The sequence below is a fragment of the Pseudoalteromonas sp. XMcav1-K genome, assembly GCF_044005875.1.
Taxonomy (GTDB): Bacteria; Pseudomonadota; Gammaproteobacteria; order Enterobacterales; family Alteromonadaceae; genus Pseudoalteromonas; species Pseudoalteromonas spongiae.
Genome location: NZ_JBIPJE010000039.1, coordinates 47,136 through 65,902 on the forward strand (window position 1 = coordinate 47,136; position 18,767 = coordinate 65,902).

Annotated in this window: 20 protein-coding genes; 12 read left to right on the top strand and 8 right to left on the bottom strand. The window is 41.1% G+C overall.

Annotated features, from left to right (window positions below; translation table 11 throughout):
* Positions 1–81: 81 nt before the first annotated feature.
* A complete protein-coding gene (locus ACHSBP_RS08600; RefSeq protein ID WP_010559495.1) occupies positions 82–453 on the top strand; it encodes a DUF2750 domain-containing protein in 372 nt (123 codons plus the stop codon).
* A gap of 91 nt (positions 454–544) precedes the next feature.
* On the opposite strand, the gene ACHSBP_RS08605 is transcribed toward ACHSBP_RS08600, so the two are convergent.
* Positions 545–1,645, bottom strand: coding sequence for a c-type cytochrome (locus ACHSBP_RS08605; RefSeq protein WP_395388573.1), 1,101 nt, complete (start codon positions 1,643–1,645; stop codon positions 545–547).
* A gap of 222 nt (positions 1,646–1,867) precedes the next feature.
* Here ACHSBP_RS08605 and ACHSBP_RS08610 point away from each other — a divergent pair, with 222 nt between their 5' ends.
* The 3 genes from ACHSBP_RS08610 to ACHSBP_RS08620 all read left to right on the top strand — a co-directional run bounded on the left by ACHSBP_RS08610 (position 1,868) and on the right by ACHSBP_RS08620 (position 3,481).
* The gene (locus tag ACHSBP_RS08610) at positions 1,868–2,173 is read left to right on the top strand and encodes a hypothetical protein (RefSeq protein ID WP_395388574.1); all 306 of its coding nucleotides are present in this window, start codon (positions 1,868–1,870) and stop codon (positions 2,171–2,173) included.
* Positions 2,170–2,553, top strand: coding sequence for a hypothetical protein (locus ACHSBP_RS08615; protein WP_010559492.1), 384 nt, complete (start codon positions 2,170–2,172; stop codon positions 2,551–2,553). The genes ACHSBP_RS08610 and ACHSBP_RS08615 overlap by 4 nt, the downstream gene beginning before the upstream one ends.
* A 70-nt stretch (positions 2,554–2,623) precedes the next feature.
* The gene (locus tag ACHSBP_RS08620) at positions 2,624–3,481 is read left to right on the top strand and encodes an alpha/beta hydrolase (protein ID WP_395388576.1); all 858 of its coding nucleotides are present in this window, start codon (positions 2,624–2,626) and stop codon (positions 3,479–3,481) included.
* Between the two features lie 80 nt (positions 3,482–3,561).
* Here the strand turns inward: ACHSBP_RS08620 and ACHSBP_RS08625 are convergent, their stop codons facing one another.
* Genes ACHSBP_RS08625 through ACHSBP_RS08635 form a run of 3 tightly spaced genes read right to left on the bottom strand, consistent with a single transcriptional unit; the run spans position 3,562 to position 5,826 of the window.
* A complete protein-coding gene (locus tag ACHSBP_RS08625; RefSeq protein WP_395388577.1) occupies positions 3,562–3,927 on the bottom strand; it encodes a DUF3325 family protein in 366 nt (121 codons plus the stop codon).
* Positions 3,924–5,528: a PepSY-associated TM helix domain-containing protein gene (locus tag ACHSBP_RS08630; protein ID WP_395388578.1), complete on the bottom strand. Its 1,605-nt coding sequence runs from the start codon at positions 5,526–5,528 to the stop codon at positions 3,924–3,926. Before ACHSBP_RS08630 ends, ACHSBP_RS08625 begins: the two co-directional genes overlap by 4 nt.
* 1 nt (position 5,529) lies before the next feature.
* On the bottom strand, positions 5,530–5,826 hold the full coding sequence (locus ACHSBP_RS08635; protein WP_010559488.1) for a hypothetical protein: 297 nt from the start codon (positions 5,824–5,826) through the stop codon (positions 5,530–5,532).
* 280 nt (positions 5,827–6,106) lie between these two features.
* Here ACHSBP_RS08635 and ACHSBP_RS08640 point away from each other — a divergent pair, with 280 nt between their 5' ends.
* From ACHSBP_RS08640 to ACHSBP_RS08670, 7 genes are all read left to right on the top strand, one after another.
* Positions 6,107–6,604, top strand: a complete 498-nt coding sequence (locus ACHSBP_RS08640) for a hypothetical protein (RefSeq protein ID WP_395388579.1) — start codon at positions 6,107–6,109, stop codon at positions 6,602–6,604.
* The gene (locus ACHSBP_RS08645; RefSeq protein WP_010559486.1) at positions 6,597–6,806 is read left to right on the top strand and encodes a helix-turn-helix transcriptional regulator; all 210 of its coding nucleotides are present in this window, start codon (positions 6,597–6,599) and stop codon (positions 6,804–6,806) included. Before ACHSBP_RS08640 ends, ACHSBP_RS08645 begins: the two co-directional genes overlap by 8 nt.
* Positions 6,807–6,919: 113 nt before the next feature.
* Positions 6,920–8,362, top strand: a complete 1,443-nt coding sequence (locus ACHSBP_RS08650; RefSeq protein ID WP_395388580.1) for a DKNYY domain-containing protein — start codon at positions 6,920–6,922, stop codon at positions 8,360–8,362.
* A 125-nt stretch (positions 8,363–8,487) separates the two neighbouring features.
* Positions 8,488–9,330: an alpha/beta hydrolase gene (locus ACHSBP_RS08655; protein WP_395388581.1), complete on the top strand. Its 843-nt coding sequence runs from the start codon at positions 8,488–8,490 to the stop codon at positions 9,328–9,330.
* Positions 9,331–9,517: 187 nt separating this feature from the next.
* Positions 9,518–9,784 carry a hypothetical protein gene (locus ACHSBP_RS08660; RefSeq protein WP_395388582.1) on the top strand — a complete coding sequence of 89 codons (267 nt, stop codon included), beginning with the start codon at positions 9,518–9,520 and terminating at the stop codon, positions 9,782–9,784.
* Between the two features lie 65 nt (positions 9,785–9,849).
* Positions 9,850–10,851, top strand: coding sequence for an NAD(P)-dependent alcohol dehydrogenase (locus tag ACHSBP_RS08665; protein WP_395388583.1), 1,002 nt, complete (start codon positions 9,850–9,852; stop codon positions 10,849–10,851).
* Between the two features lie 221 nt (positions 10,852–11,072).
* Positions 11,073–11,933, top strand: a complete 861-nt coding sequence (locus ACHSBP_RS08670) for an EamA family transporter (RefSeq protein WP_395388584.1) — start codon at positions 11,073–11,075, stop codon at positions 11,931–11,933.
* 59 nt (positions 11,934–11,992) lie between these two features.
* On the opposite strand, the gene ACHSBP_RS08675 is transcribed toward ACHSBP_RS08670, so the two are convergent.
* The 3 genes from ACHSBP_RS08675 to ACHSBP_RS08685 all read right to left on the bottom strand — a co-directional run bounded on the left by ACHSBP_RS08675 (position 11,993) and on the right by ACHSBP_RS08685 (position 15,712).
* Positions 11,993–14,116: a TonB-dependent receptor gene (locus ACHSBP_RS08675; RefSeq protein WP_395388585.1), complete on the bottom strand. Its 2,124-nt coding sequence runs from the start codon at positions 14,114–14,116 to the stop codon at positions 11,993–11,995.
* A 239-nt stretch (positions 14,117–14,355) separates the two neighbouring features.
* Positions 14,356–15,480: a TRAP transporter substrate-binding protein gene (locus tag ACHSBP_RS08680; protein ID WP_395388587.1), complete on the bottom strand. Its 1,125-nt coding sequence runs from the start codon at positions 15,478–15,480 to the stop codon at positions 14,356–14,358.
* Positions 15,481–15,538: 58 nt separating this feature from the next.
* Entirely contained in the window at positions 15,539–15,712 is a 174-nt protein-coding gene (locus ACHSBP_RS08685) for a hypothetical protein (RefSeq protein WP_158683439.1), read from the bottom strand.
* Between the two features lie 316 nt (positions 15,713–16,028).
* Here ACHSBP_RS08685 and ACHSBP_RS08690 point away from each other — a divergent pair, with 316 nt between their 5' ends.
* Positions 16,029–17,798 (top strand): endonuclease, encoded by a 1,770-nt coding sequence (locus ACHSBP_RS08690; RefSeq protein ID WP_395388588.1) that lies wholly within the window; start codon positions 16,029–16,031, stop codon positions 17,796–17,798.
* Between the two features lie 296 nt (positions 17,799–18,094).
* Here ACHSBP_RS08690 and ACHSBP_RS08695 read toward each other — a convergent pair whose 3' ends face one another.
* Positions 18,095–18,382, bottom strand: a complete 288-nt coding sequence (locus ACHSBP_RS08695) for a hypothetical protein (protein ID WP_010559477.1) — start codon at positions 18,380–18,382, stop codon at positions 18,095–18,097.
* Positions 18,383–18,767 lie beyond the last annotated feature (385 nt).

The window sequence follows — 18,767 nt, forward strand, 5'->3', positions numbered from 1 at the left end:
TGTGAGTTACATTTCTATGCGATAAATTTGTCACATAAAAGGTATAATCTCACACACATAACACAGACAGTAGGAGATGCTATGAGTGATACCAACCAACGCGAAATCTTAGCGGAATTTTTAGCGCAAAGTAAAACAAGCCAATCAGTGTGGGCACTGCAAGATAAAGAAAGTGAAGATTGGGTTGTATTAGATTCTCCTAATTTTGAAAATGCAGAAGTGATGCCGGTTTGGTCAAGCAAGTCGCTGGCCGAAACACACTGTGTACAGGAATGGCAAGCATTTACGCCAAGCGAAATTTCAATTAACGACTGGTTAGATTATTGGCTAGAAGATTTAAAAGATGATGACATTGTTGTGGGTGTAAACTGGGCTGAAGAAGGCGATATTGTTGAGCTTGAAGTGACTGACTTTAGCCAAGCGCTTGCCAGCATTCAACCAGTTAAATCATAACTTTATAGCCATTTTAAAGCAGCATTCACAGGCTAAGTGAATTGCTTTAATAAGTCGGCGTAGTTTACGCCGACTTTTAATTTTAAGTGCGTTAATCGTTAACGCCGTCAATATCGCCACGCCTTACCGGATAGCCTTGATTCATCCACCCAAAAATACCTTCCCACAAGACAGCTGTGCGGGTGTAACCACGTTGCCTTAGACGATTAATCGTGTGATCGGCGGCCGCACGCGGACATGAACAATAGGCAACAATTTGCACGTCTTTTGGAATGCCAGCCACAGTTTCATCTAAATCTGCGTAGTAGGGGAAAGGAATCGCCCCTTCAATGTGTGCGGTTTGCCAAACCGATGTAACTCGCGTATCGAGCAGTACCATGCGTTTTTTGGCTTGAAGCGCTTTGTTTAAGTCTTTCGACAGCACATACATACCATCTTTTAAATCAAAATTTGGATCGTCGCCGTTTTTGTTTACGATGTAATTTTCTGGTGTAGGCAGTGCTTTGAGTACTGGCGTTTCATCTTTCCAACCGAGCGACTTACTGCGCAAAAACGCGGTAATATTGTCAATATCAGTACTTGAAAGTTTGTCTTTAAACGCTTGCATCGGCGTATCTTGCCTTCCATTTTCAATGGCATAGCGAATAAACTCATCGGTATTATGAGCCAGCGCTGATTGGTTCATAATGGCAGGGCCGGTGATCCCTTGGCCTTTATCGCCATGACAGCTAGCGCATTCTTTTTGGTAGACTTGCTCACCTCGCGTAATATCACCGTGAACAGGGTTAGTGGTAAACTTTAAGCGATCGTAACCCGCCTGTTCAAATAGCCAATAGGTGAGATCCCAGGTTTCATCCAGTGTCATTGGGCCGCCAACTTCATCTAAATAACCGCCCATTGCTGTACCTACACGTCCGTACTGCATTGGTCGTAAAATTTGATGGGCAATACCTGATTCCATTAAGCTTTTACTGCGAAGTGACGGTGCGTGATCGTTTTTATGACCTTCGCGGTTTTCACCGTGGCAAAGAGCACAGTATTTTTGATAATTAGCTGCAGCGACTTTGGCTTGTTGTGTGGTTAATTTGCGTGGAGGTGAACGCAGTTCGCGCTCAGCTGAAGTACTGTTAAATGACACAAATGCCAGCATTGCTGAACATGCAATGGTGATTTTTTGAGTAAAGGTTAGCATGGAATTCCTTGTAATTTGCCCCAAAATCCAGAATATCAGCCAGTGGCTTTATTACTAGTGAAAAACAAATTTAGTAACAATTACGTGAAAGTATTTACGTTTATTGTGTATGGCTAAAAGTATGACTATTTATCTACAGGCGTTTTGATTAAAATAGTCTTGATGACCTTATTTACTCCCCTTATCTATAGTTTATTTTTGCTCGGCAGTGTTAGCTGTTACGTGCTGCATTCCTCTTTTGCGGTACCAATTGTGTTAGCGGCGACGTTTCCTGCACTTATTGGCAGCTTTATCCCGTTTAAAACTGAGTTTAAACATCACCCTTATGCAGCAATTTATTCAGGCTGCTTTGCCGGAATGTGCTCTACTGCAGCCATTACTTCATTGTGGGAACTAATATTTGTCGCCTTGATTGGCACATTTCTGTATATAAAAAGCATTAGTTTATTTGAAGGGTTTGGCGGCAGATTAGGTGGAATCGCGTTTACCTGTAGCGCTTTGTTTGTATTGATTAAAGGTGTGTTATGAGCCTAGATTTAATGCTTATTTCACTGTTTGGCGCACTTGCTACCTATTTACTTGCCAAGCGCAATCGGTTTGATGGCATAAGAGCATCCACTTCGCTTTCGATTATTGCTTATTTGTTTTTTTACACCTTGCAATGGGATGTTGCGCTTTATAGTTTAGTGTTTTTTGGCAGCACCTTTGTTGGCATGAGCGCTCCTAAACGCTTTGGGATTTATACTCAGGTGATTGCGGCGGTACTGTTTTCAGTATTGTTTGAAAACTTGGTGCCGTTTATTAAAGATTATGGCGGTGCCCTTGGTTTAAGCGCATTTTTCTCGGTGTGTGTGTGCCATTTAGGCATTTTACTTGGCGCACCGCGCAGCATTAAAGTGGATAAATAACGCTAAAAGTGAACTAACAGACTTAGCTGCACGTAAAACTAACTACATCAACACAGTTTAAGAGGTGTGTATGAAGTGGTTAATACTTGGCGCACTACTTTTCTTGCAAGGATGCAGCAGTAACTATTTTTTATATAGCCCTAATGACAAAATTGTCTTTTCAAAAGACGATTTTTCACACCCAGTGAAAGACAGTTTTATTCGTTCTCGCTCTGGCAACACTTTACATTTACAACACCATTTAAGCGATAACCCTCAAGGGCTCGTTATCCACTTCCATGGTAATCGTGGTAATTTGTCGCAAACCGTTGAGAAAGTAGTATGGCTGGTTGATGAAGGTTACGATGTGATGCTGGTTGATTATTCCGGTTACGGCTTATCAAGCGGCAAAGCGACCCGTGAAAACCTAGCATTAGACGCACAGACTGTATTTGAAATCAGTCACGGACTAGCCCATCAGCATAAAGTGATTGTCGCCACGTCTATGGGCGGCGCAATTGCCCTTGATGGTTTGGCTAAAAGCAAACTTGAGCGTTATTTCGACCTGTTAGTAATAGATTCAAGCTTTGAAAGTTATCAAAACCTTGCGCGAGATGTCGTAGCAAATGTACCAATTGCAAAGTGGTTTAGTAGCCGTATTCCTGCGCTTGTGAGTGATGAACGCTCACCTGCCAGTAACATCAAGCAAATTGTGAATATTGACACCATTATTGCCCATTGTAATGATGATAGATTGATCCCCATTACTCGTGGCAAGGCGCTCTTTCAAGTAGCTGGTGACAACAGCCAATTTTGGCAATTTAACGGATGCCGCCACGCGCGCACTTTTACCGATGAGTTTCCAAATAATCAGCAGCGATTATTAGCGCATATCAGAAAGAATCGTGGCGCAAGTTTAGTTGCAAGTAATACGTTAACCAGTCCTTAATTGGCTTGAAGGTGCCTTTGTTATACAGTGTTAAGTGCATAGAAAGGCACGCCTAGGCGACTCGATAACATTAGTGCGAGTTATATAAAATACCACCCGGTTAGTTCTAGCCCAAGTATTAATGCAAACACTGCGCTTAATGGTTGCTTGTTTGGAATAACCGGCACTAACGCGTAAAAAGGCTTTCTTTCAAACAGCACACTCAATAAACACGCAAGCACAGTAACTAACCCGCAAAGCAGTACAAGCGCGTTTGAAAAACCATTTTCTAGTGTTAACGCAATGACACTTAAAGCGATTAAAAGCCACGCGCCGAGGCGGAACCAGGTGCTTTGTTGAGACGATGGTTTGAACTCACGGCCGAGCGCTTTGGTGTATTTGGGCATCGCCAACATAAATAAGCAAAGCGCTTGATAAATTAATAGGCTTGAAACTAATAAAATCATGCTGCTACCTCGCGGCGTTGCTTTTCTTTTGGTGCTGTTTCAGCTTTTACTAAACGGTGTTTTTTCACAAGCATTGCAATACAGATACAAAGCACAGAAGCGGCAAGATTAACTAAATCAAAACCAGCAAATACCCAATCATTTTGCTTGATACTAATAATTAAACCACGCTCGGTGGTTAGGCCGTTGGTGATTGGTACCAGCGCAAATAAAACGGCAGCCATAAGCCATTGCTGGTACCAGGCAACTGAGCCGCGGTTTTGCCAAGAATGTTTGCACGCATGCAGCAAAAACACTAACCACGTTATAAACAAACAGTGCATTTCCCAGTTTGCACGCGCTGCCATTTCTACAGGCAACAAACGGTTAGCAATAAAATAAACGGCAATGGCAGCGGGTAACCCAACCACTGTACCTATATTTAACCCTTCGGTTAATTTAAAACTAAATGGCAAACCAGCAGGGTTTGAGAGCGCCTTTTGGCGGCGTTTTGTCGTCCACAGTATCATGCCCGAGGCAATCATGGCGCAGCCTGTTAACCCCGTTAAAAAGTACAACCAACGTACGGGTAAACTCGCGAAAACCCCTTCATGCAACTCTAAAAAGATAGATTGCACATGACGCGTGCCTTCAAATTGCGGTGTATATGCGTACGGTGCGCCGTTAGTGGCGTGCAAAATAAGTTTTGCACCGTCATCACTTGGTGAGGCTTGCTCAAGTGAAAACACCGCTAAGCTGTTGAGATCGTTAGGGTGATATATGCGCATCGCGTAACTTTGGCGTGTATCATTATGCTGCGTTAATACGTCTTGCGCTTTTTGATAAAGCACAGGCAGTGGTAATTGGGCGGCAGGTATTCCAGCTGCATCATTTGGTGCACCGCGTTGATAATACTCATCAAAAAAACGTTTTTTACTTTCTTCTTCAAAGCCATAACTGGCGTTCATAACAAACGGCACGTAGGTGAACATAAACATGATTAAGCCAGAGTAAGTAATCATTAAATGAAATGGCAAGCTTAGAACACTCATTAAGTTATGCCCGTCTAACCAAGATGTAGCACCCTTGTTTGAGCGAAACGTAAAAAACTCTTTAAAGATTTTTTTATGTACCACAATGCCAGTAACTAAGCCAAGCAACATAAACATGGTGAAAATACCCACTAAATAATAAGCGAAGCGGGTAGGCAAATAATGCAATCGATAATGCATGCGATATAAGGCTTGCCCGCCACCCGATTTACGGTGCTCAAGTACTTCGCCTGTTTCGCCATTTAGAGTTTTACTAACGCGTGTTAGTTTATCCTCGTCATTTTTTTGTTGATAGTTTAACCATAAATGCGGTTCGCTACGAGTGAGGGGTAAATAAATACGCCACTCTTTGGCATCTTGCCCGTATCGCTGCAAATGGGTTTGCGCGGTTGTTAACGACGTTTCAATATTGGCGGTGTTCTTTGGTAATTCAGGTGCCATCCACGCATCAATTTCACTGTCGAAATAACCTACGGTACCGGTTACAAAAATAAAATAGAGTAGCCAGCTAACTAAAATGCCTGTCCAGGTATGAAGCCACGCCATAGACTGGCGAAATCCACTTTTCATATTAACCTCTCAGCCAAAACATAAGCGCATTTACCAGCGCGCTAATAGTAAGCACCAACAAGCTATAAATGAACACACTGCGATAACTTTTGGCTGAAAATACGTACATGATGTAACCCGTATAAAGGGCAAAACTCAACATTGAGCTCGCAGCAACAGCGTCTTTTTGTGAGAGAGGCAATAGAAAAGAAATTAATACACTGACCGAGATAGTTAGTGCATAGCCTAAAAATGCGGAAATTAAAATACGGTAGCAGATTTCCTTTTTAAAACTGCTTTTTGACGAAACATGTTCCATAAATAAACGAGAAATAAAATCAAAGACAGCAAATGATAACAGTTATTGTTTTTATTATAAATATGGGGGAGGTGTTTGATGCGATAAGAGTGTAATTATTTGTTGTTGTGTGTGGTGTTTGGTTTGAAGTTTATTGAATACGTTAATGTTGAGTATAAAACTTCAGGTCTTATGATGTTAGTTTTGGTTAACTCAAAGTAAAAAATATTTGACATGTTAAGGTGCTGGTTTATATTTGTTCATGTCAAATATTTTTAACTTCATGTAAGGAATAACAAACATGACTAAAAATGAGTTACGGGATTTTCTTAATTCGATTAGCTTTCGTGAGTTGACGCTGACGGTAGATTTAGTGGCAACACTTGGCATTTTATATTTCTATTTAACGCGTTTGATTGCTGCGACGTCTGAAATGCAAGCTGATGCTAGTTTTGTTTCTAGCTTATTGCTTAAGGCAATTGTATTTTCGATTGTGGTTGCTATTGCGAGCAGAATATTACTGCAAGTGGTTAGCGACGGAGAGTTAGAGCAACCCCTTGATGAACGAGAAAAATTAATTGATTTATTTGGTAATAAACATGCCTTGTGGGTGCTGCAAGCCGGTGTATGCATTGCTATTTTTCAGTACACTGCTGAGGCGCAAAATTGGCTGCCAGCTAAAGGGGAACAACTGCCATTTTTAGCGCTGCATATTATGGTTGTGTCGTTTATTGTGTCGGAGGCGGTTAACTATATAATGCAGCTTGTTAAAGGCCGAATGAGTGCAGTATATGGCTGATCTTCAAATTACTAATCAAATTAAAATGCTGCGTTTTATGAATGGTGAAATGACGCAAAAAGAATTAGCCGAACGCGTAGGCGTTACGCGCCAAACCATTATGGCAATTGAAGCTGCCAAGTATTCCCCCTCGCTTGAGGTCGCGTTTAAAATTGCTGCTGTGTTTAATTTGCCTTTAGAAAGCGTATTTCAGTATCAGTAACAAGCGACTAGGTTGCGCATTAAATATGCAAATTAGTCATAATAAACACTGACATAAATTACGTTTTAGATTAGGATAAAAATAAAAAATAAAAAATAAAGGCTAATCAAGCAATGGATTTCTTGTTTAATGGCAAATTCTGGCTAAGTGCCGTGTTTATTGCGGTACTTTTGGGTTTTGCATCACAATTACGCGCCGATGACCGACCTTGGTTAAGTTACCTTATTAATCCATCGTTTTGGTTCTCTGGTGCAGTCGACGAAGACAAATCTGATTCTTATTATTATTCATACGATAAACAGCAAATTCGTTATTCGCCCATGGGGAATTGGTTTGAACTTGGCAACACCCTAATTGAAGGGGCCGATGTTGAGACATTTGAAGTACTCGCGCGCGATTTCGCTAAAGACAAAAACAATATTTATTACCAATCAGATGTGATCACCCGTTCAGTTGATTACATGACTTTTTCACTTGTTAATGAGCTAATTGCGCGCGATAAAGATCACGTTTATGTGCCATCGCGATTTGTTGCTGAAAGTGCCTTAGCTGAACAATCAGACTCCCCGTTGCATATCATTAGTGATGCAAATCCAGCTAGTTTTGAAATAATAAATGAGGCTTGGACGAGAGATGATAAGCAGGCTTATTATTATTTTGTACCGCAAGCGGTTGATGTTGCATCTTTAGCGCTTTTAAATGAATACATAGTTAAAGATGCGCATTCGGTATTTATTAAACACGAAGATCGTTTTATTAAAACCCAAGTTGCGGGCCTACATGTTAACGCGCTAAATGAACAGTTTATTTATGACGAGCATATGCTGTATTGGTTTGAAGCAAGTTATCAGCAAAACGATAATGGCGATTCGCAATCTAGTGTCTGGTTGGAGTCGGTTGCTTATCAAAATATCGATTCTTTTAAGCGCTTTAATGATGACTATTTTACCCTCGATGATAGCGTCTATTTTGGCAAAAATCGTGTTGAACACGCTGATGCAAAAACCTTTCAGATTATTAATAATGCCGGCTTTGCCAAAGATGCAAGTCAGGTGTTTTATCAACAACACCGCTTATCGAATGCCGATGCGCACAGTTATGCTTTATTGCTAGAGCATGGCAGCTATGGCCGCGATAATTCGCGCATTTATTACAAAAACCAATTACTTGGTGAAAAACAAACACCGTTAAAAGTGCTCAGTAATGATGATTATTTAGTAAGTGGTGGCAAGGTATTTTTCCAAGGTAAAGTAATAGACGGTGCCAATGCTGACTATTTCACTTTGTTGGAACGCTTTGCAAGTTACGCAAGTGATGGTAATGCGGTTTATTTTCAAGATAAAAAAATTGAAGGCGTTGATTTAAATACTGTGGTTGTGATTAATCGTGATATGGCAATTCGCGACGCGAATCATGTTTATTGGCATGGGTCACGAGTTGAAGGTGCAGATGTGAACACCTTTATGCGAAGCCATCGCAATTACGAAAAATACGATGCAGAAGATAAACGCTATTTTTATAAAAATGGCATTCGCGTTGCGACAAGGAATGATTAGTTGTGCCTAGTGGGTTTACAACAGTAGAGTTTAACAGCCACTAAGCTACTAACTAAACACATGAAGATGTTGAACTTTTCATATTGGTGATGCTCTTATATTAAAATAATAATAAGGATATAAATATGAAACGCCTGGTCTTTTTCGCATCTGCATTAGCGCTTACCGGCTGTACTGCGACTATTAAAGAGTCACGCTTTATTGCACAAGATGATGAAAAAACGCTTTATAGCGATACCTTTATCAACACCTTGAATGCACAAACACCGCGCCATAATGTCAACGTGATCTCAATCCCGTCAGAAGATAAAACCACTACCTTGTACGGCATTTTCTTAGATAATGAGAAAACACAAAACACAGTTTTGTATATTCCCGGCAATGGCATGAGCGTTGAAAAAGCGGCCACCAACGCCTTGCTTGAGCTTGCCGAATACGATTACGACATCGTGATATTTGACCGTCGCGGCTTAGGTGCGAGCGAAGGCACTGCCACAATCGCTAATTTAATCAGCGATGCTAATGTTACCTTCGACTATACCAAGCAATCCCTTAAAGCCGACAAAGTGATTGTGCATGGTTATTCACTTGGCAGCTTTATTGCTGCGCAACTTGCCAAAAATAAAGCGGTCGATGGGCTAGTAATGCAAGGCTCGGCGACTAACGTAGATGATTGGGTAGATGAAGCGATGCCTTGGTATTCTAAAGTATTTGTTGATGTGCAAATTGATGATGCGTTTTACTCGGTTGATAATAAACAAGTACTTAGTGAAAACTATGTAGGGCCACTGCTTGTGATAGGTGGCGCTGATGATAAACAAACGCCTGCAATTTTGTCAGAGAAACTATTTAGCGCAAGTACAAGTACTGAAAAGCAGCTGGTAATTGCAGAAAATGCCGGTCACGGCGAAATGTTCAAAAGTAAAAATGTGCAAGTTGCTTATCAAACCTTTCTTGCAAAATTTTAACCTGTAACTTTTAACCTGTAACTTTTAACCTGTAACTTTTAACCTGTAACTTTTAACCTGTAACTTTTAACCTGTAACTAAGCCCACTCAATAGCGAACGCAAAGTGGGCTTATATTCGTTAACAGCGAATTGACCACCCCAATTTATGACTATACTGAGTGAACGATTATTTTCTCAGGACTTGTTATGAACCATCTTAAATTCGACGCGTCTAGCGTTACCCTTGCGCTAAGTTGCAGTTTTGCCATTGTATTGTTAACTGGCTGTTCAAAAGCCGACCCCGTTCCCGTAACTGAATGTAAAGCTGTGGTAAGCCATGCAAAGCGTGTTTTAGGTGATAAAGCGCCGAGTAGTTCACAAATGTTGAAACAGTGTAAAGCATCGAGCGATGAGGCAAGAGGATGTGTGATGGCGGCAGATAAGCCAATGAAATTATTAGATTGCGACTTTTAAGTGATCGCCACACTGTGTTGTTCAGTACTCACTTAAGCAAATGTAAAAACTAAGGGAAACCAATCATGATTACAGCTTACGCAGCAAAAGTGCCCGGTGGCATGCTAGAAAAACATACGATTGAAGTAGGTGAATTAGGCGATCACGAGGTAGAAATTGAAGTTGAATATTGTGGCATTTGTCACTCTGATATTTCAATGATCGATAACGAATGGGGGTTTTCACAATACCCGCTTGTGGCGGGTCATGAAGTTGTTGGTCGTATTGTAGAAACTGGCAGTCACGTAAATAGTTTACAACAAGGACAGTTAGTTGGTTTAGGCTGGCATTCAGACTATTGCCAAACCTGTTATTCGTGCAATACCGGTGATGAAAACTTATGCGCAGCGGCAACGCCTACAATAATAAGCCATGGCGGGTTTGCAAATAAAGTGCGAGCTAATGAAAAGGCTGTTGTTGCGTTACCGGATGGCATGGATGCGCAATCTGCGGGGCCGTTATTTTGTGGCGGTATTACCGTATTTAACCCACTGGTGCAATTTGATGTAAAACCAACCGATAAAGTTGCGGTAATTGGCATTGGCGGCCTTGGGCATTTAGCGCTGCAATTTTTAAATGCATGGGGGTGTGAAGTGACCGCATTTACATCATCTGAGGCAAAATCAGACGAAGCAAAAAGCCTTGGAGCACACCATACGCTGAACTCGCGAGATAGCAGTGAAATTGAGGCTGCGGCAAATCAATTCGACTTCATCATTTCAACGGTTAATGTAAAGCTGGATTGGAATTTATACCTTTCAACATTAAAACCAAAAGGGCGCTTACACTTTGTGGGAGCTACGCTAGAGCCACTTGATTTAGGTGCGTTTGGTTTAATTGGCGGGCAAAAACAAGTATCAGGTTCACCTGTGGGCAGTCCGGCTACAATAGCCCAAATGCTGGAATTTGCTGTACAGCATAATATTAAACCACACATTGAAACCTTTAAAATGAGTGATGTGAACAATGCGTTGGCGCATTTAAAGTCGGGCAAAGCGCGTTATCGTATTGTGCTTGAAAAAGATTAATAGGCTAGTAGGGTGTAAATACTTATTTAGCACGCAATACGTTTAAAAGTGATATGGCACTGCCATATCATTTTTAGTTTCTGACACCGTTTTAATTTCAAGCACCGTTTTAATTAATCAGTTTAATACCAGCCCGAAAACGCGTCTTTAATACCATTGTGATGGGGAATTGGTTACACTCTTTGGAATAACATAGCTTTATTAACCATCCATATTTATTCATGAATTACTTAATCTCAGTCACTATTTTATGGGCATTTTCATTTAGCTTAATTGGTGTGTACTTGGCAGGACAAGTCGACGCTTGGTTTAGTGTGCTAATGCGTGTAGCGCTTGCCGCAGTAGTGTTTTTACCGTTTTTAAACATTACCCGTATTGCCAAACCGCTTGCGCTTAAATTAATTGCTATCGGGGCGATTCAATTAGGCGCTATGTATGGCTTTTACTACCACAGTTTTTTGTATTTAAGTGTGCCTGAAGTACTGTTGTTTACTGTAATGACACCGCTTTATATCACGTTATTAAACGATGTTTTAGAAAGGCGCTTTAACGCCCAGTTTCTACTGGTAGCCATTATTGCCATTATTGGCGCGGTGGCAATTCGCTATCAGGGCATTGATGGCGATTTTGTGTTTGGCTTATGCTTAGTACAGGGCGCCAATATGTGCTTTGCCAGCGGACAAGTATTTTATAAGCGTGTAATGAGCGAACAATCGCTTGATCATAAAACTGCATTTGCCTGGTTTTTTGTGGGTGCTTTAATTGTTGCGGCAACGTGCTTTGCCTTATTTGGCAATATCAATAAATTACCAACAACTGTTACGCAATGGGGTGTTTTAACTTACTTAGGATTAATCGCCTCGGGTTTTGGTTACTTTGCATGGAACAAAGGCGCAGTAGCGGTTGATGTAGGCACACTTGCGGTAATGAATAATGTGCTTATTCCGGCGGGCATTGTTGTAAATTTAGTGATTTGGAATCGCGATGCAGATTTACTTCGTTTATCGCTTGGCGGGGCAATTATGCTCTTGGCACTTTGGCTAAATCGGGTTTTTACAAAACGTTTAGCACATTCACAATAATGGTATTTTAAGTACATAAAAAAGGCGCTTATTGGCGCCTTTTTTAATGTAATTAATGATTAAAACAGGTAGTTAATACCTAAATTAACCGTAGCGCCTTTGCCTTTCACATTGTAGCCACTGCCTGTGTAAGACTGAGAACGAGCAGGATAATAATCGTTATTAAGTAAGTTTTCTACACCGCCATATACTTTGAGACCTTGGCTGATTTGGTATGAAGTACTTAAGTTAACAACATTGTAGCTACTTACCGGACCATTGGTGCCTGTGTATACGTTTCCTACTTTTTCAAAACGGTCACGGCTGCCAACATGCATCATGGTAAGTGATGCGTGCCAGTCATTTGTGATGGTGACATCGGCATAAGCTGCAAACTTAGGTGGGTTAATTGTACTGCCGTTAAGGTATTCATCGGTATCGGTGTTTTTACCTTCTAGCCAGCTGTAGTTAACACCTAGTGTAAGGGTATCGCTTGGTTTTGCTTCAAGTGCGGCTTCAAAACCGTAGATTTCTTGCGGCGAGCGCACGCTTTCGTACTTACCTGTTGCTGCATCTTCTACAAGGCTGGTACCAATATTTGATTTACTGATGAAAGTGGCAAACTGATAGTTGAAAATACCGTAGTAGCCGTCAAAACCAATTTCATAGTTTTTAATGATTGACGCATCTGTATCAATTTTGTTGATGCTTGGCGCAGATGCGGTGCGTAAGGTACGTCCTAAATCTGTCACATCAAAGCCTTCAGAATAACTTACAAATGGCATAAAGGTGTCAAACGCGTTGTAACGTAAACCAAGGTTGTAGGTTGTTGCGCTGTATTCAATATCGCCGCCAGCGACATTGACTACGTCGCTACAAGTTTTGCGACACACCATAAGAGTTTGAAAATCATTCACCGATACATCAATTTCTTCATGGCGAAGACCCGCTTTTACTACCCAATCATCATTAATTACGAACTTTGATTGAAAATAAAGCGCGGCGTTATCCATGTCCATTTCAGGCGTCCAATCACGACCATCTACCATGGTTTGTGCTGTCACGTCGTTGAGTAAATCGATACCGTAAGTGAAGCTTGCCGCAGTGTTATCAAAATCAACTGTAGTATTAAAGTTTGCACGAATACCGGTTTTTTCAGACTCAATCATAGACTGGCCGCCCGCTAAACCTAGCTCAGGATCACGGAATTTAGTGCTGTAGAAAAACACATTTTCAAGTTTCTGCCAGTAAACATCACCGGTAAACAAGGTATCGGTAAAGATTTCAGCGTGCTCGTATTGTAACTTTAAGTTGTGGTTACCACGCGGCCCTTGCGGATCGCCCGGCGCTTTAATCCCGCTGGTGTTTTTCTCAGCGTAGCTTTTTTCGCCGTCGTTAACGGTTTTGTTGATGCTGATATAGTCGGTTTCTTGCTGACCTTCAAAATAGTTGTAAGTAAGCGACAGTGCACTTTGGTCGGTTAGGTCGTAGCCGATTTTAGTAAATGCATTTTTTGATTCAAAGCCAGACATACCATAAAGCAAACCAAGCGGGTCGCCGTCGGCATCTTTAATAATGCCGTTATCTTCATAAGCGACATTGGCAACAAAACTTAACTTATCGTTACGACCATCCAGTGTTACATCGGCACGTTTGCCTAAGCTGTCGTCGAAATCGGTTACTGAAAAATTAGTCGCAAGATTAAGTTTACCGTTAAAGCCGTCTTTGCTGTCGGCATTTTTAGTAATGTAGTTGATGATACCGCCCGCAGCACCGTTACCATAAATTGAGGTAGCACCTTTAATCACTTCAACGCGTTCAATAACACTAGGATCAAGAGAGCGAATTGCTAAACGACCATTTCTAAGGGGAGTAGATTGCGGTAAACCATCAATTAATACAAGCGCACTACGGCCACGTAAGTTTTGACCTGAACTACTGTTAGTGCCCGTGTTTGGCCCCATACCTGGTACCTGAATGGCTAAAATGCTTTGCAATTCATTAGTTACTTCCATATTTCTTAGTAGTGCTTGCTGATCAACGATCACTACCGATGCTGTTACTTCATCTAAACGCTCTTCAACACGGCTGCCCGTTACGATAATGCGTTCCATATCTTTGGCTTGCTGTTCGGCGATGGGTGCGTCGGCAAATACGGCACTAGAAACAAAGAGTGCGGTTAGGCTGAGGGAGGTTTTTAACATGGTTGATCCGATACTTGAGTAAAAAATTAGTGCGGATGTTAATGATATTGATTATTAATTGCAATAAATAAGAGGTCTGTTGAGTTTTATTTATTTACTATTTTAATGATATGTATCAAAGAGCTAGTTACAGTTTTACTGAATGACTCACCCAGAGAAGCAGTGTATTACTTGTTTTAGTACGGTTTAACTAGATTGTAATTGCGGGACCTTGATTCAAGTTGATAACAAGACATAATTTAAGTTAGCGAGTGTTTACTCGGGGTTTTAGTTGCGTCTAATAATCTAGAAAACTCATTACTCGAGCCGAGCAGTGATTTTTTAATATCGCGCCATTCGTGGCGATGATGACCAAATTGGTCTTGCCATAAGGCAATCGTTGGTTGATCTGGTTTAAACACAGTGCAGCCGCGCTTTATAAACTCCTGTTCACAGTTTGATTCGATATGACTGACATTACTTAGTTGAGATAAAAAGGTTTTTTCAGCGGCATCGTTCACAGCTAAACGCAGCGTTCGCGGTAAGGTGTTAAGCCATTTTTGACTGACTACGTTGACCCAGGTATCAGGCACAGAATTAAGCTGCGTAATGGTGGCGATTTCGTCACGTAAATTATTTGGACCTGCATACAGGCCTACTATACCGGGATCGAGCACGTGAAACTTGCCGACGCGTGCCATTGCTGCAACGTTTGCCCATTTTACTTCAACAACATGCGCATCTGTCATGCTATAAAAGTGTTTAAGCACTTTACTTGCAGGTATGCGTAGCACTTTATTTTTGAGATCGGTAGGGACCTTAATAACTGTGTTTGAGCGTTTTGTAGTACTGAGTGTACGCGAGCCCGTAATGTAGTGATATAAAATAGCCAACTTGCCTTGCTTTGCTATTTTTTCAATTACGTTTTGTTGCCAGTAGGGCGAGCTGATGAGGTTTAGCAAGGCTTGATCGTCACCTGCCCAAAACGGAATGTTTAAGATATCTAGAAGTGGTAACGCACGCGATAAATTAGCAACCGAAATAAGTGCTGCATCAACGCGTCCCCGCGATACCGCAGCCATAAGGTCGGTACCAATGCCCATTGCGCCTTGTCCTTGAATATCAACATATATCTTGCCTTGTGACAGGGATTGAATATTGCGTTTAAACTCGATATGTAAATGTGGAACGAATGAGGCATCTGAGGTGTGATAGGGCGATGCGAATACTAAGCTATGTTCACTACGCTGTTTAATTGCGTCGTCTTGTTCCAAATCATCGGCATTTGGTAGGGTTGTTGCTGCGTTTAAATAGCCAACCTGAAAAAGCGAGCTTGCAACAAGCGCGCTCGACGATTTGATAAAATAACGACGTGATATTGGCATATTTTAAGTTTAGCCAAATTCAGAATGCTTTCAATGCGCGCTAGGGCTGTTTTCTTTGCTAGTCAGATACATCTTTAATCGTAAACGATTCAAAAATCTCCTCTTCTTGCTCTAGTTTTTCTGCCCACGCGGTTACGCCGTCAAGTGATAGATTAGGTCCTGCCACATAACGTGACACGCTGTCATCTTCACTGATTGCAAATTCAATTAGGTATCGTTTAGTTGTCATCATATTGCCACCGATGATTTATATGCTCATCTTTTGGTTTACCCGTTTTTGATTACAAATTAATGACACAGTTTGAAGAAATTTCAAACAACTATTTTTACCTTCTGTTTACATTTGTTATCGAAACTGCAAACCCCTTGCTCTGTATGGCCTACAGCAGGCTCAATCAAGATTTAAATAGAGTTTTGACTCTAAATGTAAGGAAATTGTAAAAATAATGCTTTAAAGTAGCGCGGCAATAATTTCAAAAAGTTGCACAGGAAGTAGTATGCAAAGGATGGTGTTGATTTGAATTTTTAATAAAAACAAATGGATAACCATGAATCTCTCACGCTTAAAAATCGTAACATCAATTATTGTTGCAAGTTGTGCAACAAAATCGCTGGCAGCAGCACCTGAAAATTACTATCAATCGGCTGATCAATCTTCGCCAACTAACCTAAAACAAAGCCTACATAACATCATTAAAGGGCATACTAAAATTCCGTATACTTCATCAAGCACCGACACTTGGGATGTACTGGAAATTGCGGATCAAGATCCGGCAAATAGTAATAACGTGATTGATGTGTATAAAAACGCGAGCTATGCAAAAGTTGGCGGCGGCAACACTCAGTATAATCGCGAGCACAGTTGGCCAAAATCGTACGGCTTTCCAAGTGACGGCAGCAATAATTACCCTTACACAGATTTGCACCATTTGTTTATTGCTGATAGCAGTTATAACTCAAGCCGCAGTAATAAACCGTATGCAACGTGCAGCGATGCAGCCTGCATTGTAAAAGCAACGGAGCTTAACAATAATCGCGGCGGTGGCTCAGATGATATTAACTTAACGCTTGGTTCGGGTGCGACGGGAGCATGGCAAACGTGGCCTGCACGCCGTGGTGATGTAGCGCGTGCACTTATGTACTTAGCAGTGCGTTATGAAGGTGGTAGTCACTCAGTCACAGGGGTGTTAGAACCTGACCTTATTCTGACCGATGACCGCATGTTAATTGAGGGCTCAAAAACAGGTGGCAATGAAGCGATTGCTTACATGGGATTAAAATCAACCTTGCTAGCATGGCATAAAGCCGATCCCGTAGACAGTTTTGAAACGCGCCGAAACGACGCAATCTTTGAACATCAAGGTAATCGTAATCCATTTATTGACCACCCAGAATTTGTTGCATGTGTATTTGAAAGCAGCTGTTCAGGTGAAGGCCCTGATACTGGCACACCGACCACACCAAGTGACAGCACGCCTTGGATTAACGAGCTTCACTATGACAATGACGGCACCGACATAAACGAAGGTGTTGAAATTGCAGGTGCCGCGGGCATTGATCTCAGCGGTTGGTCGCTAGTGGCATACAATGGTAATGGTGGCAGCGCATATAAAACCGTAAGTTTATCGGGCGTACTTGCAGATCAGCAGGGTGGTTTCGGGACGCAATTTTTTGCGATTGCAGGTTTGCAAAATGGCGCGGCTGATGGCATAGCATTGATAAATTCGAAAAACGAAGTGGTGCAATTTTTAAGTTATGAAGGCAAGCTAACTGCAACTGATGGCCCTGCAAAAGGGTTAACATCAACCGACATTGGCATTGCACAAAGCACAAGTACTCTTGTTGGAACATCATTACAACTTAAAGGTACAGGCAAAGTGTATAGTGACTTTAGTTGGCACTTGGCATCGGCTACATCAAATCAAGTAAATTCAGGTCAAACATTTGAAGGTGGTAGCACAACACCAACTGAGCCTGCGCAGTCAGTATTTACCAATACGACAGCAACGGCAATTCCAGATAACGCGTCAGTAACATCAAACTTAGCGATAACGCGTTTTGGCAGTGCCAACACTATTACGGTTGATGTAGATATAACGCATACCTATCGTGGTGATATTAGTTTGGTGTTAATCGCTCCCGACGGCAGCGAGTTTACGCTTAAAAGTAAAAATGGTTCAGACTCTGCTAATGACGTAAAAGCGCAGTACGCAGTAACAACCTCATCGGTTGCAAACGGCGAGTGGCAGCTACGGGTAGAAGACAACTATCGTAAAGATACGGGCACGCTAAACAGTTGGTCTATTACCTTTAACTAACGGTACTTATAGTTAGGTAAATCAAAATTTTAGAAAAAAGCGCCAATGACATCTGGCGCTTTTTTTGTATTAACTTAATGCATAAGTTTGGTATTTGCGTCACTAATCATGTTATTCAAAAAATCGACCACAGTATAATCAGTACCGCCATTTTTTTTATACAGCGTTAGCGCGTGTGAAAACCCCTCTTTTGCTTTTAAGTATCGCCCTGTTCGCATATAAGCGAAGGCTAAAATCTTTTGGCGAAGCCGAATAGCGGTAAGTATTAGCAAACTTAGTTTAATTAACTTTTATTTTTATTCGTAAAGCTTATCTGTTGCTTGTTTGAGTCCAGAGTGCGGTAAAAACTGATCTGTGATGGTCAAAATGGAGTGAAGATTATTTTTTAGTTTATCAAGTTCGATACTTCCTGGCTTCATAGCTGTTTGTAATAAATGAATAGCCATATCTGCTAACAGAATACGCTGCTTTTCTAGCCACTCTTCATCTCCCTTGGTAGCGGAGTTATTGAGGTAACTATCTTCTACCAAACTATGTAATTGCCAACTTGTTTTTATTAGCTTATTTCTTTCAATATCATTCACTGTTTATCCCTCAAACATATAAAAGTGCACAAATCAGGCTTTACAAAGTTGCTTAGCTTGTACAATACGAAAAAGCAAAATAACAAAATCTTAATCTATTGAAAAATTAATTAAGTTATAAGAAATAAATTGAATGTATGTGAACGAGCGATATTTGCTCATTGTGATTAGATATAAAATAAGTGCTGAAAAGTAGTTTTCAAATATCCGTTCGAAAGGGTCTCCTGTTACAACACTGATAAAAAGAAATTTAGAATAGTTACACAGAACGTCATTCCACATAAGTAACTCTCATCTTTACACGTATCTCAAGTACAATTCTATGTTGTATCTAAGGTTTGCACGTTGAGTTTAATGTGTATGCCTAAATAAAACCTTAATGGGT

Excerpts from the sequence above, each read along its gene's own strand:
- ACHSBP_RS08645 (WP_010559486.1), top strand. The coding sequence starts at position 6,597 with ATGGCTGATCTTCAAATTACTAATCAAATTAAAATGCTGCGTTTTATG.
- ACHSBP_RS08625 (WP_395388577.1), bottom strand. The coding sequence starts at position 3,927 with ATGATTTTATTAGTTTCAAGCCTATTAATTTATCAAGCGCTTTGCTTA.
- ACHSBP_RS08690 (WP_395388588.1), top strand. The coding sequence starts at position 16,029 with ATGAATCTCTCACGCTTAAAAATCGTAACATCAATTATTGTTGCAAGT.
- ACHSBP_RS08680 (WP_395388587.1), bottom strand. The coding sequence starts at position 15,480 with ATGCCAATATCACGTCGTTATTTTATCAAATCGTCGAGCGCGCTTGTT.
- ACHSBP_RS08675 (WP_395388585.1), bottom strand. The coding sequence starts at position 14,116 with ATGTTAAAAACCTCCCTCAGCCTAACCGCACTCTTTGTTTCTAGTGCC.
- ACHSBP_RS08685 (WP_158683439.1), bottom strand. The coding sequence starts at position 15,712 with ATGATGACAACTAAACGATACCTAATTGAATTTGCAATCAGTGAAGAT.
- ACHSBP_RS08650 (WP_395388580.1), top strand. The coding sequence starts at position 6,920 with ATGGATTTCTTGTTTAATGGCAAATTCTGGCTAAGTGCCGTGTTTATT.
- ACHSBP_RS08635 (WP_010559488.1), bottom strand. The coding sequence starts at position 5,826 with ATGGAACATGTTTCGTCAAAAAGCAGTTTTAAAAAGGAAATCTGCTAC.
- ACHSBP_RS08615 (WP_010559492.1), top strand. The coding sequence starts at position 2,170 with ATGAGCCTAGATTTAATGCTTATTTCACTGTTTGGCGCACTTGCTACC.
- ACHSBP_RS08670 (WP_395388584.1), top strand. The coding sequence starts at position 11,073 with ATGAATTACTTAATCTCAGTCACTATTTTATGGGCATTTTCATTTAGC.
- ACHSBP_RS08600 (WP_010559495.1), top strand. The coding sequence starts at position 82 with ATGAGTGATACCAACCAACGCGAAATCTTAGCGGAATTTTTAGCGCAA.
- ACHSBP_RS08605 (WP_395388573.1), bottom strand. The coding sequence starts at position 1,645 with ATGCTAACCTTTACTCAAAAAATCACCATTGCATGTTCAGCAATGCTG.
- ACHSBP_RS08665 (WP_395388583.1), top strand. The coding sequence starts at position 9,850 with ATGATTACAGCTTACGCAGCAAAAGTGCCCGGTGGCATGCTAGAAAAA.
- ACHSBP_RS08660 (WP_395388582.1), top strand. The coding sequence starts at position 9,518 with ATGAACCATCTTAAATTCGACGCGTCTAGCGTTACCCTTGCGCTAAGT.
- ACHSBP_RS08620 (WP_395388576.1), top strand. The coding sequence starts at position 2,624 with ATGAAGTGGTTAATACTTGGCGCACTACTTTTCTTGCAAGGATGCAGC.
- ACHSBP_RS08640 (WP_395388579.1), top strand. The coding sequence starts at position 6,107 with ATGACTAAAAATGAGTTACGGGATTTTCTTAATTCGATTAGCTTTCGT.
- ACHSBP_RS08630 (WP_395388578.1), bottom strand. The coding sequence starts at position 5,528 with ATGAAAAGTGGATTTCGCCAGTCTATGGCGTGGCTTCATACCTGGACA.
- ACHSBP_RS08655 (WP_395388581.1), top strand. The coding sequence starts at position 8,488 with ATGAAACGCCTGGTCTTTTTCGCATCTGCATTAGCGCTTACCGGCTGT.